Raw genomic sequence first — 14,316 nt, 5'->3', positions numbered from 1 at the left:
CCGATATCCGGCCAGGTGTCTACGGTTCCGGTATCGCTCGTGTCACCGCCCTGGGGGACGGGCGTGCCGTGTTCTCGGCCAATGACGGCACCCACGGCACCGAGTTGTGGGTCACCGACGGGACCACGGCCGGCACCAGCCTGGTGGCGGACATTCGGGCAGGCACCAACAGCGGCGTTCCTGGCTCGATCTTCGCGCTGGGCGACGGCAGGGCCTTGTTTTCAGGCAACGATGGCACCACGGGAAGCGAGCTGTGGGTGACCGATGGCACCGCCGCCGGTACCAGTCTGCTGGTGGATATACGCGCCGGAGCGTCCAGCGCTTCGCCGGCGAACTTCGCCGCTCTTGGCGATGGACGCGTCCTGTTCAGCGCCAACAACGGCACAGGCATCGAATTGTGGATCACCGACGGCAGCGTCGGCGGAACCAGCCTGGTCAAGGAGATCCGCTCCGGCAACCTCAGTTCCAGCCCAACGGGTTTCACCGCGCTCGGCGATGGCCGGATGGTGTTCGCCGCCAACAACGGGACCAACGGCACCGAGCTTTGGGTGACCGACGGCACCGCGGCGGGCACGACCCAGGTCGAGGATATCCGCCCCGGCGGTGGCAGTAGCGGCCCGGGCGAACTGACCGCGCTGGGCGATGGCCGCGTGGTGTTCGTCGCCACTGACGGTACCAACGGCGACGAATTGTGGGTGACCGACGGCACCGCGGCGGGCACCGGTCTCGTGCTGGACGTCTGGCCCGGCGTCGGCGACGCCTATTACCCCTCGGTGGCGGACCTGACCTCGCTCGGAAACGGGCTGGCGGTGTTCCGCGGCAATGACGGGGTGCATGGCGAGGAACTGTGGGTGACGGACGGCACCGCTGTCGGCACCAGCCTGCTGCGCGACTTCGTTGCCGGGACGGACGGTGGGGCGCCCGCCAATTTCCTGGCCCGCGGCGACGGCACCGTCGCCTTCACCGTCGATGACGGCATCCATGGCACGGAACTCTGGGTCACCGACGGCACGGTGGGCGGCACGGTCCAGGTGGCCGACGTCAACGTCCATTCAGCGGGCGGTTCGTTCCCGCGCGGCTTCGCCGCCAGCGGCGGCGAGGCGCTGTTCGCGGCGGACGGCGCTGCCGGCCTTGCGGTCTGGATCACCGACGGCACCGCGGCTGGCACCCGCGAACTGGCGGCCACGACCCAGTCGTACCCCTCCGGCGCCGAAGTGGATGGCGGTCTGCGCGTCTTCGCCGGCGGCGATGCGGATCATGGCGGCGAACTCTGGGTCACCGACGGCACTGCCGCGGGTACGGGCCTGCTGAAGGACATCTACACCGGAACCACCAGCAGCTACGCCTCCGGCTTTTTCGCCCTTGGCAATGGCAGTGTGCTGTTCAGCGCCAACGACGGCACCAGCGGCTCCGAGCTGTGGGTCACGGACGGCACGGCGGACGGCACCGTCCTGCTGAAGGACATCAATCCGGGTGCCGGCAACGGCTATGCCTATGGCTTTACCGCCCTGGGCGATGGCCGCGCGGTATTCTCCGCCACGGACCCCACCAACGGCAACGAATTGTGGGTCACCGACGGCACGGCGGCTGGCACCACCCTGCTGAAGGACATCAATCCCGGTACGGGGTATGGCGCCCCCTTCGGTTTCGTGTCGATCGGTGGCGGGCTGCTGGTGTTCAGTGCCAACGACGGCAGCGGATACGAGCTGTGGGTGACCGATGGGACGGCCGGGGGCACCAGCCAGCTGAAGGACATCAACACCGGGACCGACAGCAGCTACCCGAGCTTCGTTACCTCGCTCGGCAACGGCCTGGCGCTTTTCTCGGCGCAGGATGCGAGCCACGGCAACGAGTTCTGGGTGACCGACGGCACGGCGGTCGGCACGAGCCTGCTGAAGGACATCGCCCCCGGCGTGAATAGCGGCGCGGGCAACGGCATTGCCGCGCTCGGCGACGGGCGCGCGGTCCTCGTCGCCAGCGGCACCGATCCGGCGAGCACGGGGCCCGAGCTTTGGGTGACCGACGGAACCACGGCTGGCACCAGCCTGCTGCTGGACATCAGGGCCGGCTCGGTGGGCAGTTACCCGGCGAATCTGGTCACGCTGGGCACGGGTACGGTGGTGTTCACCGCGTTCGACGATACCCATGGCCAGGAACTGTGGGTGACCGACGGCACCGTCGCCGGCACCAGCCTGCTGAAGGATATCAACGTCGGCGGCGACGGCAGTACGATCACCGGGGTTACCGCGCTCGGCAATGGCACGGCGGTCTTCAGTGCCTTCGACGCAGACCACGGCGTCGAGTTGTGGGTGACCGATGGCACCGTCGCCGGCACCCATTTGCTGGCCGACATCGACGGCGTTTCCACCGCGGGCTCCAATCCCGCAAACCTGTTCCTGCTGCCGGACAACATCGCCTCCGACGCTCCGACCGGCCTCGACATCTCCGCCCTGCAGGACAGCGGCGCTTCGGATACCGACAACGTCACGTCCACGACCACGCTGACCATCACCGGCCTGGCGGCGCCCGACGTGCGTGTGACGCTGAAGGACGGGGCGCTGCTCGTGGGGCAGGTCCAGTCCGACGCGACCACCGGCGCCTGGAGCATCGACACCGGCCTGCTTGCCGATGGCACGCACCGTTTCACCGCCACCGCGACCAACGCATCGCTGAACACCTCCAGCGGCTCGGTCGCCCTGGTGGTGAAGGTGGACACCACGGCGCCCACGCTTGCCATCGACCAGGCTGGTGGAACCGTGTTCTCGGCCAGCCGGACCATCAGCGGTACCCTGACCGACGCCAACCCCGGCACGCTGGTCGAAATCTTCGACAATGCCGGTGTCAGCCCGATCGCCACGGCCACTGTCGGCGGCGGTGGTGTCTGGTCCACCAGCGTGACCCTCGTCGGGTTGGGCAGCCACAGCCTGGTCGCCCGCGGGAGCGATCTGGCCGACAATACCGGCAGCAGCGCCGCGGTGGTCTTCGACCTGGCGGAGCCGGTGCTGGCGGTGCCGACCCTCGCGCTGGCACCGGGCTCGGACAATGGTCCCTCGACGACCGACCGAGTGACCGGCATCGTGGCGCCGGGCTTTGCCGGCGTCGCCGATCCGGGCGTTCTGGTGACCCTTCGCGAAGGCGCGACGGTACTGGGCAGCACCACCGCCAACGGCACGACGGGGGCGTGGCAGATTGCTTCGGTGCCGCTTGCCGCCGGCAGCCACAGCCTGACCGCGACGGCGAGTGACGGCGCCGTCAGTTCCGATCCCGGAGCGCTGGACGTCACGATCGACCTCCGGCTGCGCAGCGGCACCGCGGGCGACGACAGGTTCACCTACGCCAGCCATGCCGAGTTCACCGACCCGGTGCGCTGGGTGGATGGGCTGGCCGGCACCGACCGCATAACCCTGACCTATGCGGCCCCTCTGACCGATTCCGAACTGGTGGGCCTGTCCCATCTGGAGAGACTCGTTCTCTCCGGCGGCGGGAATCAGTCGGTGGTCCTGGCCGCGAATGCCGCGGCGGCTTTCGGCTCCCAGATCGTCCTGAGTGCCACGGCGAGCACTCTGGAGGTGGACGCGAGCGGTCTGGGTACGGGCACCGCACTGGTCGCCTATGGCACGGCGGGGACCGATGAGCTGACCGGTGGTTCGGGCAACGACAGGCTTTACGGCTACGCCGGCGACGATGCTCTGGTGGGCGGGCTGGGAGCCGACGTGCTGGACGGCGGTCTCGGTGCCGATCTCATGACGGGCGGCGCCGATGCCGACCTCTACTATGTCGACAACGCGGGCGATGTAACGGTCGAGCTGACAGGCGGAGGCTACGACCGGATCGTGGCGTCGCTCTCCTGGTCGCTCGGCGACGAGTTCGAGCGTCTGACCCTGAGCGGTACGGCGGATATCGACGGCACCGGCAACGCGCTGGCGAACCAGCTGGACGGCAGCGCCGGTGCGAACCGGCTCGAGGGCGGCGTCGGCAACGACAGGCTCCTCGGCAATGACGGCGACGACACGCTGATCGGCGGGGAGGGCGTCGACGTGCTGCATGGCGGCCTGGGCGCCGACAGGCTGGAGGGAGGCTCCGAAGACGATCTCTACTATGTCGATGATGCGGGCGACGTGACCGTGGAACTGGCGGACGGCGGCTACGACCGCATCGCCGCGTCGGTCTCCTGGTCGCTGGGCGATGAATTCGAGCGTCTGAGCCTGAGAGGAACGGACGCCATCGACGGCACGGGCAATGCGTTGGCGAACCGGCTGGACGGTAACGAGGGCGACAACCTCCTGGATGGCGGTGCGGAGGACGACAGACTTTACGGCAACGAGGGCGACGACACGCTGGTGGGCGGCGAAGGGGCCGACCTGCTGCATGGCGGTGCGGGCGCGGACGTGTTCGTCTTCGGCGAAGACGACAGCCCCGCCACGGCTACGCCGGAACGAGCCTACGATATCGTCAGCGATTTCGTCACCGGGACCGACACGATCGACCTCTCGACGATCGATGGCGGCGGGCTGCCCCTGGGAGCCTATGCGGAGACGACTTCGGCTCTCAAGGATTTCGCGGCCGTTTCGGCGGCGGCGTCCACGGCAATGGCTTCCGGATCGTTCCAGGTGGTCTTCGTGGCCAGCCTGACCAACGGCTGGCTTTTCTGGAACACGGACGCAGATGCCACGACGGCCGAGCAGGCGGTTCGTCTCGATGGACTGAACAGCACCGCTTTGTTCGCTTACGAGGATCTGATCTAGGCGCGCCGCCCGGGTGGACGAGCGGTGGACCGCGCCGGGATGCACTTTCGGCCGGCCACGCGCGCTGATAGCGTCGTCGCATGCAGCGGTTGAAGTGAAGATTCGATGAGTTCCGAGGCGCGTCGTTTCCTGACGCTCGATGCGACGCGCGGCATCGCGGCCATCTGCGTGATGCTGTATCACTTCACGGCAAGCGGACTGGCGTCGACGGCGCTGTTTCCGAACGCGGTCGTGGCCGTCGACTACTTCTTCTGTCTGAGCGGCTTCATCCTCTCCTTCACCTACGAGCAGCGGCTGCGGGACGGCATGACGACCGGCACCTTCATGACGCGGCGGCTGGTGCGCCTCTATCCGATGTACCTGCTGGGGCTCCTGCTCGGGCTGGGGGCGGAGCTTGCGGCGCCGAGCCTGCCGACCGAGTGGAGCCGGCTCGTGATGGCCACCGGCATGGCGCTGCTCTTCCTGCCGGCGTTCGCGCCGTTCGCCGTGCGCACGGGAACGCTCACGATCGACGACTTCATGTTTCCGCTCAATCCGCCGGCCTGGTCGCTGTTCTACGAGCTGGTCGTCAACTGGATCTACGGCATCGCGCGGCCCTCGACCCTGGCGATTCTGATCGTGATGGCAGTCTCGTTCGCCTGTTACGCGCAGAGCGTGCATTTCCATACCGTGCCGCCGGGCTTCAGCATCGGCTCGTTCGGCGGAGGCCTGGCGCGCGCCCTGTTTTTCTTCCTGGGCGGCGTGCTGGTGTTCCGCATCTGGCAACGCGTCCCGCCGCGCCTGCCGGCGTTCTGGCCGATCGTGGCCTGCGTGATCCTGGTCGCGATCTGTGCCTTGCCCTATGGCAAGTTCACCTACCTGGCCTCGGCGCTTTTGATCCCGGTCCTGGTCTGGTCGTCGACCGTCGAACCGGTGACGGGCCTGGAACAACGGACCTACGCGTGGCTGGGCGAAATCTCCTATCCCGTCTATGCGCTTCACGCTCCTCTGGTCATCTTCCTCCAGCCAGCGACCATGTCGCCGGGCACGCCTGCCTTCTCGCTGCCGTTCGTGCTTCTTGCCGCGGCCTGCGTCGTCGTCGCAGCCTTCGTGCTGTCGCGCGCCTGGGACATTCCCGTGCGCCGCGCCCTGGCCCGGCCGGCCGAACGATTACGGGCGATGCTGGCCGGCGTCGCAGCGAAGCCATGAGACGATTGTCACCCGCCGCCGAATGGATCGGCCGGATCGTTCTGGTCGCGGTTTCGATCCTGATCGCGCTGGTCGGCCTCGAACTCGTGACGCGGTTCAATCGCGGCAGCGAGTGGCTGCTGCGCTGGCCGAACTTCGTGCTGGCCTCGCAGGCCCGCTTCGAGGGTGAGCTGCAGGGCCAGTTCGCCTTCGATCCGCGGCTGGGCTTCGTCTCGCGGCCCGACTTCAAGTCCGCCGAGGCCAATCATGACGCAAGCGGTTTCCGCGTCATTCCCGAAGACCAGGCCATGCCGGCCGGTGCGCCGATCCTCGCGACGGGGGATTCCTTCACCTATGGCGCCGAGATTGCCGATGGCGGCAGCTGGCCCGCGCTGCTGCAGGCCGACTTGAAGCGGAAGGTGCTGAACGGCGGCGTCGTGGGCTTCGGTCTCGACCAGATCGTGCTCCATACCGAACAGCTCGTGGTCCGGGACAGGCCCGGCCTCCTGGTCGTCGGCTTCATCGCCGACGATCTGCGGCGCAGCGAATATCGCCGCCTGTGGGGCAAGGAAAAGCCGTACTTCGACCTGGCGGACGGCAAGCCTGTCCTGCGCAACGTGCCGGTCTCGCCCGATGCGACCATCCCCTGGGACCTGCGCGTGCTGCGCGACGTGTTCGGCTGGTCCGCCCTGCTCGAGACGATCATGCGGCGGGTGGGCGATCCCTACGAATGGCAGGCGGCGGGAGTCCGTGTCCTGCCGCGCGGGGCGGGCGAGGCGCTCGCCTGTCCGCTGATGGAGCGGCTGGCGGGGCTCGGCCTTCCGACTCTGGTCGTGGGTCTCTACGCGCCGCCGGTCTGGAACCTCGATCCGCGTCCGCCCTGGATCGTCGACGAGATTCGCCAGACCCGGGCCGTCCTCGCCTGCGCGGCCAAGGCCGGGATGGGCACGCTCGACACCTACGAAACGATCGATCGAGCCGCGAAGGATCCGGGCAAGGCCGCGATTTTCTTCAATTTCCACATGTCGGCGGAGGGCAACCGGCGCATCGCGGCGGCCATTGCCGACGCGATCAGGAGCGGCGCGGCCAGGCGCGCGAGCCCGTAGCTACTTCCGCCAACGCGACACCAGGAACTGCGCGCCCACGACGATTCCGGCATAGGCGGCCACGCACAGCGCGAGCAGCACGATGTCGATGAGGGACGGGGCCTGCAGGAGCGCCATGATCCGGTCGCCCATCAGCGACACCACGATGAGGCCAGGCAGCATCCCGAAGAGCGTTCCGACGATGAAATCGGCGAACCGGATGCCGCTCGCGCCGAGCGCCAGATTGGTGAGCGTCCCCGGCGCGGCCGGCACGATCCGCAGCCCGACGACGACGAGCACGCCGTGTTCCTTCGCCGCCCGTAGAACGGGCTGCACCCTCGGGCCGAAGTTGCGGGCGACCGCGTCCTTGCCAAGAAGCGCGCCGATGAAATAGGGCGCCCAGCCGCTGAAGAACACGCCGACGGCGGAGTAGGCAAAACCGGTCCAGCCGCCGAAGACGGTCGCCGTTGCCAGGATCACCCCGTGGATCGGGAAGACGACCATGCCTGCGATCAGGAACGCCGCCACGACCACGGCCGGCGCCCACGGATGGCCGCGCGTTTCCGCGAGCCACCCGCCGATCTTCTCGGGTGTGACGATGCCCAGCGAACCGACGGTCCACCAGGCCGCGGCGATCCCGGTGATGCCGACCAGAAGGGCTGCAACGGCGAACAGGAAGCGAAGGCGCATGTCGGGACGGCTCGGGGCGGACGGGTTACGGCTGGGAGCCGAAGACGAAGCGCTTGTCGAGCCGGTACTTCGCCCAGTAGCCGATGGCGAGGCCGATCACGCCGCCGACGTATCGCATGGTCGTGGTCTGGAACGTGTACCAGAAGGCCAGTTCCACCGCCCAGAAGATCGCCGTCGTCGCGATGCCCATGGCGGCATAGAGCAGGAACGTCATGAAGTCGTGGGTGGGGGAGGCCGGCCGGTAGGCGAAGATCAGGCGCTTGTCCCAGGTGTATTTGATGATCAGGCCGACGCCCGTGCCCACGATCATCGAATAATAGAGGCCGGTACCGCCCATGAGGCGCCAGACGACCTCCTGGCTTGCAACGTTTCCCAGCGTTGCAACCAGCGCCCCCGCCAAATATATGACAACCAGATTCATCGACGTCGGCAATATATACAGGTCACGGGATCAAGGGGGAATTACGTGCCACGCCCGATGAACAGGATCCTCTTCGTTCTCCTTCTGGCGCTGATCGGCGCCTGTGTCCTGTTCAAGGTCGCTGAAAGCGTCAATCGCCTCCTGTCGACGGACATGGTCGCGGTCGCGTTCGCCGAGGGCGGCGACGATGCCTATTACTATCTGACCATCGCCCGCAACGCCGCCCGGGGCGCCGGCATCACCATCGACGGGGTGGAGTGGACGTCGGGTATCCAGCCGCTGTGGGCCCTTCTCTGCGCCATTGCCTATCTGGCCGGTTCCGACCGGGCGGCCTTCGCGATCCTCTACCTGGCAAGCTACGCCTTCTGGATCGGCGGCGCCGTTCTGCTCGTCCTGTTCGTACAGCGCGCGACGCGCCTGCCTTTTCCCGTCCTGGCCATACCGCTGGTCGCGGGCCTGTTCCTCTGGGACCGGCAGCTCAATGAGCTCTATGTGAACGGCATGGAGAGCGGTCTCTATATTTCCGCCCTCCTGCTGTTCCTGGTGGTCGCGCAGCGCAGCGCCGGAACGGCGGTTCGCGCCCCCAGTCTCCGGCACGCCGCGATGATGGGACTGAGTGCAGGCATCCTCATGCTCGCGCGCAACGATGGCGTCTTCGTTTGCGCCTTCGTGATGTTGGCTCTCCTGATCGCCGATCGCTCGCGGGCGCGCTTCTACGAGCTGGTGATCGCGGGCGTGATCGCCTGCATGCTCGTGCTTCCCTGGATCGCCTACTGCTACTGGGTGGCGGGCCTGTTCGTGCCCCAGAGCGGCGTGGCGACCTCGGTGGCGCTGCGTCCGTTCACCCATCCGGCGGACACGATCCGGGCCTTCATCGTCTCCTTCGTCCCGCTCCTGTTCGTCCGCATGAGAGGATTCCTCACCGAGCCACCGATGGTGGGCGGCGTACTGGCGGTGTTCCTGACCGTTGGATTGCTGGTCGCGGTGTTCCGCCCGCGATCCCGGCTGGCGGAGGCGCCGACGCGCCTCGTCCTGCTGGCCTTTGCGGCGTCGAACGTCGTGCTGCTCGCCTACTATCCGCTGGTCAGCTCCGCGGTCCAGTTCTACGAGCGCTACTTCGGCCCGGTGAAGCTGCTGATCGTCATCCTGCTGTCGCTGGTGATCGTCGCCGCGGCGAGGCGGTTCGAAGCGTCGAAGGCATTCGCCGCCACCGCCTCCGCGGTCCTGGTCGCCGCCATCCTGTCCAATGCCTACTGGATCGCCGAGCCCTGGGGCGTGCCCTACCGGGGCTACTTCGGTTCCTCGGCCTACGCGCTCGCCCGGTCGCCGTTCATGACCGACGGTTCGCGCATCGGCATGATGGAGTCGGGCCGCTTCGGCTTCATGCTGCCCGACCGCGTCGTGAACCTGGACGGCAAGATGCGGGTTCCCGCCCTGCGCGCCCTGCAGCAGGGCAGGCTCGATGAAGAGATCCAGCGGGGCAACTTCGATTACATCCTGCTGAACATCTTCGACGAGGCCTTCTTCGACGAGCGCGCGCCGGCCTGGCGTCAGCGCTATGTCCCGGCCGGCAAGCTCGGCACGCTCGCCGTGTTCAAACGCAAGCCGCAATAGGTTACTGCGGCCAGCCGAGCTCGATCTCGACGACGACGGGCTTGACCTGCCGCATGGCGCTGTCGGTCGACGAGAACTCGACGTCGCCGTTGACCTTGTCGAGCGCGTCGCCGGGCGCGTCCTTCGGCGGATCGAATCGCAGGGAGAGGTTGCAGCCGCCCACCGGCTTGTCGAGGCGTCCGCCGTCCCAGCTGTTGCTGTAGCCGCCGAGATCCCAGCCGAAGCCCGTCAGCGTGAAGGGCTTGCCGTTCATCGTCTCGATCTCGGCGAGCGTCGCGCCGTTGGCGACCGGCTTGTCGAGGCCTGCGACGGCGACCGGCCAGGTCGAGCCGTTGCGGATGATCACCACGTTGGGGCGCGCGTAGGCGTCATGCCACAGGATGTCGATGCGCTTCTCCGGGTCCTTCGCGAAGATGACGGTGCCGGGCTCCGTGTTTCCCTCGCCGACGGGAATGTTCGCGCGCTCGACGTTCTCCGCGCCGAAGACGCGGGCGAGGGTGCGTTCGTCGGCGTTGCGGGCGAAGGGGCCGGTGCAGTCCAGGACTGAAGGTGCCTGCGCCCATGCCAGCGGCGGCGTTGCGGCGATGAGGCAAAGCAGACAGGTGGCGCGCAGGGCAGGAGACATTCCGCCTTTTATCACACAAGCCGGCCGGCGCGCGTTGCGACCTCGCCGGCCCGATCAGACCGGCACGGACGCCGCCATGTCGCCACGCCCGCGCTCCAGCATGCGATGTGCGATCTCGGTCTCGCCCAGGACGATGAGATTGGCGCCGAGCTTCTCGAAATGTTCGACCGTCGCGCTCGAATGGGCCCGTGCCAGGATATCGAGTTTGGGATTGGCGGCGCGGGCCTGCTGGATGATCTGGCCGGCCTCGAAGGCCTCGGGGATGGTGACGTAGAGGCGGCGGGCGCCGGTGAGGTTGATGGCGGCGATCAGCGCCGGTTCGGCTGCGTTACCCGAGTATACTTCCGCGCCATCCTTGCGCGCCCGCTCGACGCCCGCGTCGCTGGCCTCCACGACGATCAGGTTCCCGCTGTCGCCCTTCAGGCCGGCGCCGACCATCGAGCCGACGCGCCCGTAGCCGATGACGATGTCGTGGCCGGTCAGGGTCGTCGGCGCGAAGTCGGTGGCCGGCTCGTCGGGCTTGTCGGCCGGCGCGGTGTCCTTGTGGCCCCCCAGGCGCTCCAGCAATGTGAAGACGAACGGGTTCACCATGATCGACACGATGGCGCCGGCCAGGATCAGGTCGCGCGATTCCTTCGGCACCATGTTCAGGCTGATGCCGATGCCGATCAGGATGAAGGAGAACTCACCGATCTGCGCGAGACTTGCCGAGACGGTGAAGGCGGTCGATCGACTGTGGCCGAAGGCGCGGACGATCAGGTAGGCAACCACCGACTTGCCGACGACGATGATCGCGATGGTGGCGATCACCGCCAGCGGCGCGTCCACGAACACGCTCGGATTGAGCAGCATGCCCACCGAGACGAAGAACAGCACCGCGAAGGCGTCGCGCAGCGGGATGGCTTCCTCCGCCGCGCGCTGGCTGAGGTCGCTCTCGCCCAGCACCATGCCGGCGAAGAAGGCGCCGAGCGCGAAGGAGACGTCGAAGAAGTAGTGCGCACCGTAGGCGACGCCGAGTGCCACGGCATAGACGGCGAGCCGGAACAGTTCGCGCGAACCGGTATGTGCGGTGTGGTGCATCAGCCACGGAATGAGCCGCCGCCCGACGATCAGCATGATCGCCACGAAGATCGAGACCTTGGCCAGCACGATGAGCAGCGAGAACAGGATCCGGGTGGCCGGCACGCCGTTGTCTGCCGTCGCCAGGGCCAGTGCCGGCAGCAGGACAAGGGCCAGGACCATGGCGAGATCCTCGACGACCAGCCAGCCGACCGCGATGCGGCCGCGATGGGTTTCGAGAATGTGACGGTCCTGCAGGGCGCGGATGAGAACGACGGTACTGGCCACCGACAGGGCCAGGCCGAAGACGAAGCCGGCCAGCGGCGTCCAGCCCAGTGCCCAGGACAGTCCGGCGCCCATCAGGGTGGCGACGGAGATCTGGCCGATGGCGCCGGGGATCGCAATGCGCGCAACCGAAAGCAGGTCCTTCAGCGAGAAGTGCAGGCCCACGCCGAACATCAGCAGGATGACGCCGATCTCGGCCAGTTCGGTGGCCAGGGCAGGGTCGGCCGTGAAGCCCGGTGTGTAGGGACCGACCATGACGCCGGCGAGCAGGTATCCGACGAGCGGCTGAATGCGCAGCCGCTGCGCGATCAGACCGAAGATGAAAGCGAGCATCAGACCCGCAGCAATCGTAGCAATGAGCGGGGTATGCTGCTCCGGCATCCAGTGTTTCTCTCCGCGAGTGATGGAACCCAATCCGATGTGGCGTTGATCGGTGGAAATTGCAATCTGTCTGAAGCGGATTGGGAGGATTTGAGATGACGGTATCGCGACGCAAACTTTTGGGGACTGGCCTGGCGCTGACGGCAACGGCCGCCGCGGGCACGCCCGTTCTGGCGCAGAATTTTCCGACCAAGCCCATTCGCTGGATCTCGCCCTTCGCGGCCGGCGGCAACTACGACCTGACGTCCCGGCTGGTCGGCGAGGCGATGTCGCGCAATCTCGGCCAGCAGGTTCTCGTCGACAACCGGCCGGGCGCCGGCGGTCTCGTGGGCGCCGAGGCCGCGGCCAATGCGCCGGCCGACGGCTACACCGTCGTCATGGGCAGCTTCAGCGTGCTGTTCGTCTCGCCCTACCTCGCGGGCAAGCCGTCGCTGGTGCCGCAGTTCGCGCCGATCAGCCTGCTGTCGACCGTGCCGATGATTCTCGTCGGCAAGCCCGACGGTCGTTTCGCCGACATCCGCGGCGTCCTGGCCGAGGCCAAGGCGAAGCCCGGCACGGTGAGCATCGGCCATGCCGGCAACGGCACGACCAACCACATCGCCATTCTGCGTCTCGAGGTGAACGAGGGGGTGAAGTTCAACATCATCCCGTACAAGGGGTCGGGCCCCGGCCTCAACGACCTGATGGCGGGGCAGATCGACCTCTACATGGATCAGCTCACGACATCGCTGCCGCAGATCAAGGCGGGCAAGCTGAAAGGCATGCTGGCGATGAGTCCGAACCGCGTCGCGCAGCTTCCCGACATGCCGTCGCTCACCGACATCGGCAGCAAGCCGTTCGACGGCGGTACGACGGCGGGGCTGCTGGCACGTGTCGAAACGCCGAAACCGATCCTGACCACCCTGAACGGCAGCGTCGTCACCGCATTGAAGGAGCCGGCCGTGGCCGCGAAGCTCGCCGAGCTGGGCGCCGTCCCGCGGCCGTCCACCATGGAGGAGTTTGCAGCGTACATGAAGGACCAGGAAGTCGGCGTTAGCGCACTTGTGAAGTCGGGTTTGTTGAAACCCGAGTGAACGGGTGTCATGTCGGCAGCATGACAAATATCTTCCGGACGATTGCACTGGTCGTGGCCCTCGCCATCACCGGTTCTGTGGCGGGTTGCGCGAATTCGGGCATCCCCCAGGATGGCCGCTACCAGACACACGGTACCGGCTGGGACAACTGGCGAGGCTGATAAAAACAAAGGGGGGATCATGAAGATCGACAGGCGCGGGCTTCTTGGGGTCGGCGCCGCCGGCCTGGCAATGGCTGGCGCATTGGCCGGCAGGGCTCGAGGCGCTGCGGCGCAGACCTTCCCCAGCAAGCAGATCCGCTGGGTCATCCCCTTCGCCCCGGGCGGCAACTACGACGTCACCGCCCGTATCGTCTCCGATCCGATGGGCCGCCATCTCGGCCAGGGCATCCTGATCGACAACAAGCCGGGCGCAGGCGGTGTCGTGGGGCTGGAGGCTGCGCTCAACACGCCGGCCGACGGCTACACGATCTCGATGGCGAGCTTCACCGTCGCCTACGTCGCGCCGTTGTTCGCGGGCAAGCAGCCGCTGCTGCCGCAGATGGCGCCGGTCAGTATCCTGACGACGGTGCCGACGCTCGTGGTCACGCGCGCCGACAGCCGCTTCCGCGACATGAAGAGTGTGCTGGCCGAGGCCCGGGCCAAGCCGGGCACCGTCACGATCGGCCATGCCGGCAATGGCACGACCAACCATGTCGGCATCCTGCGCCTGCAGCTGAACGAAGACCTCAAGTTCAACATCATTCCCTATCGCGGCGCCGGGCCCGGCATCGCCGACCTGCTGGCCGGCAATCTCGACCTGTTCACCGACCAGCTCACCAGCTCGATGCCGCACATCCAGTCCGGCAAGCTCAGGCCCCTCGCGACGTTCAGCCTCCAGCCCGTGCCGGACCTGCCGAACGTGCCGACGATGGGCGACCTTGGCCTCAAGCCGTTCGACGGCAACACGACGGCCGGCGTGTTCACTCATCCCGATACGCCCAAGCCCGTCATCGCCCGCCTGAACGAAGGCGTGGTGGCCGGCCTCAAGGACGAGGCGGCCAACAGGAAGCTGCGCGAGCTGGGCGCCATCGTGCGCCCCTCGACCCCGGAGGAATTCACCGCGGCCCTCAAGGCCGACGAGGCCAACGTGTCGGAACTGCTGAAGCTCGGGCTCTTGAAGCCCGAATAGG

The 14,316-nt window shown here is 67.4% G+C and carries 11 protein-coding genes; 7 read left to right on the top strand and 4 right to left on the bottom strand.

Going from position 1 to position 14,316, the window contains the following annotated elements:
• The first annotated feature begins 68 nt into the window (after positions 1-68).
• From KQ910_RS01110 to KQ910_RS01100, 3 genes are all read left to right on the top strand, one after another.
• Positions 69-4,745 carry a beta strand repeat-containing protein gene (locus KQ910_RS01110; RefSeq protein ID WP_369408267.1) on the top strand — a complete coding sequence of 1,559 codons (4,677 nt, stop codon included), beginning with the start codon at positions 69-71 and terminating at the stop codon, positions 4,743-4,745.
• A gap of 105 nt (positions 4,746-4,850) precedes the next feature.
• On the top strand, positions 4,851-5,933 hold the full coding sequence (locus KQ910_RS01105; protein WP_216956209.1) for an acyltransferase family protein: 1,083 nt from the start codon (positions 4,851-4,853) through the stop codon (positions 5,931-5,933).
• Complete coding sequence (locus tag KQ910_RS01100; protein WP_216956207.1) at positions 5,930-7,018, top strand: SGNH/GDSL hydrolase family protein; 1,089 nt, start codon at positions 5,930-5,932, stop codon at positions 7,016-7,018. The genes KQ910_RS01105 and KQ910_RS01100 overlap by 4 nt, the downstream gene beginning before the upstream one ends.
• Here the strand turns inward: KQ910_RS01100 and KQ910_RS01095 are convergent, their stop codons facing one another.
• Positions 7,019-7,687: a TVP38/TMEM64 family protein gene (locus tag KQ910_RS01095; protein WP_216956205.1), complete on the bottom strand. Its 669-nt coding sequence runs from the start codon at positions 7,685-7,687 to the stop codon at positions 7,019-7,021.
• A gap of 25 nt (positions 7,688-7,712) precedes the next feature.
• Positions 7,713-8,108, bottom strand: coding sequence for a GtrA family protein (locus KQ910_RS01090; protein WP_216956202.1), 396 nt, complete (start codon positions 8,106-8,108; stop codon positions 7,713-7,715).
• A 57-nt stretch (positions 8,109-8,165) separates the two neighbouring features.
• Here KQ910_RS01090 and KQ910_RS01085 point away from each other — a divergent pair, with 57 nt between their 5' ends.
• The gene (locus KQ910_RS01085) at positions 8,166-9,722 is read left to right on the top strand and encodes a hypothetical protein (RefSeq protein WP_216956200.1); all 1,557 of its coding nucleotides are present in this window, start codon (positions 8,166-8,168) and stop codon (positions 9,720-9,722) included.
• A gap of 1 nt (position 9,723) precedes the next feature.
• Here KQ910_RS01085 and KQ910_RS01080 read toward each other — a convergent pair whose 3' ends face one another.
• The gene (locus KQ910_RS01080) at positions 9,724-10,347 is read right to left on the bottom strand and encodes a hypothetical protein (RefSeq protein WP_216956198.1); all 624 of its coding nucleotides are present in this window, start codon (positions 10,345-10,347) and stop codon (positions 9,724-9,726) included.
• 54 nt (positions 10,348-10,401) lie between these two features.
• On the bottom strand, positions 10,402-12,072 hold the full coding sequence (gene ybaL / locus KQ910_RS01075; protein WP_216956196.1) for a YbaL family putative K(+) efflux transporter: 1,671 nt from the start codon (positions 12,070-12,072) through the stop codon (positions 10,402-10,404).
• 95 nt (positions 12,073-12,167) lie between these two features.
• Between ybaL and KQ910_RS01070 the strand changes: the two genes are divergently transcribed.
• The 3 genes from KQ910_RS01070 to KQ910_RS01060 are packed head-to-tail and all read left to right on the top strand — an operon-like array spanning position 12,168 to position 14,315.
• Complete coding sequence (locus KQ910_RS01070) at positions 12,168-13,145, top strand: Bug family tripartite tricarboxylate transporter substrate binding protein (protein ID WP_216956193.1); 978 nt, start codon at positions 12,168-12,170, stop codon at positions 13,143-13,145.
• Between the two features lie 20 nt (positions 13,146-13,165).
• Positions 13,166-13,306, top strand: coding sequence for a hypothetical protein (locus KQ910_RS01065; RefSeq protein WP_216956190.1), 141 nt, complete (start codon positions 13,166-13,168; stop codon positions 13,304-13,306).
• Between the two features lie 19 nt (positions 13,307-13,325).
• Positions 13,326-14,315 (top strand): Bug family tripartite tricarboxylate transporter substrate binding protein, encoded by a 990-nt coding sequence (locus tag KQ910_RS01060; protein WP_216956188.1) that lies wholly within the window; start codon positions 13,326-13,328, stop codon positions 14,313-14,315.
• The last annotated feature ends 1 nt before the right edge of the window (position 14,316 follow it).

It is taken from the genome of Reyranella humidisoli (genome assembly GCF_019039055.1).
Classification (GTDB): Bacteria; Pseudomonadota; Alphaproteobacteria; order Reyranellales; family Reyranellaceae; genus Reyranella; species Reyranella humidisoli.
The sequence above is the reverse complement of the archived record's forward strand: the minus strand, read 5'-3'. Positions and strand labels throughout refer to the sequence as shown.

Excerpts from the sequence above, each read along its gene's own strand:
- KQ910_RS01105 (WP_216956209.1), top strand. The coding sequence starts at position 4,851 with ATGAGTTCCGAGGCGCGTCGTTTCCTGACGCTCGATGCGACGCGCGGC.
- KQ910_RS01100 (WP_216956207.1), top strand. The coding sequence starts at position 5,930 with ATGAGACGATTGTCACCCGCCGCCGAATGGATCGGCCGGATCGTTCTG.
- KQ910_RS01095 (WP_216956205.1), bottom strand. The coding sequence starts at position 7,687 with ATGCGCCTTCGCTTCCTGTTCGCCGTTGCAGCCCTTCTGGTCGGCATC.
- KQ910_RS01090 (WP_216956202.1), bottom strand. The coding sequence starts at position 8,108 with ATGAATCTGGTTGTCATATATTTGGCGGGGGCGCTGGTTGCAACGCTG.
- KQ910_RS01085 (WP_216956200.1), top strand. The coding sequence starts at position 8,166 with ATGAACAGGATCCTCTTCGTTCTCCTTCTGGCGCTGATCGGCGCCTGT.
- KQ910_RS01080 (WP_216956198.1), bottom strand. The coding sequence starts at position 10,347 with ATGTCTCCTGCCCTGCGCGCCACCTGTCTGCTTTGCCTCATCGCCGCA.
- ybaL (WP_216956196.1), bottom strand. The coding sequence starts at position 12,072 with ATGCCGGAGCAGCATACCCCGCTCATTGCTACGATTGCTGCGGGTCTG.
- KQ910_RS01070 (WP_216956193.1), top strand. The coding sequence starts at position 12,168 with ATGACGGTATCGCGACGCAAACTTTTGGGGACTGGCCTGGCGCTGACG.
- KQ910_RS01065 (WP_216956190.1), top strand. The coding sequence starts at position 13,166 with ATGACAAATATCTTCCGGACGATTGCACTGGTCGTGGCCCTCGCCATC.
- KQ910_RS01060 (WP_216956188.1), top strand. The coding sequence starts at position 13,326 with ATGAAGATCGACAGGCGCGGGCTTCTTGGGGTCGGCGCCGCCGGCCTG.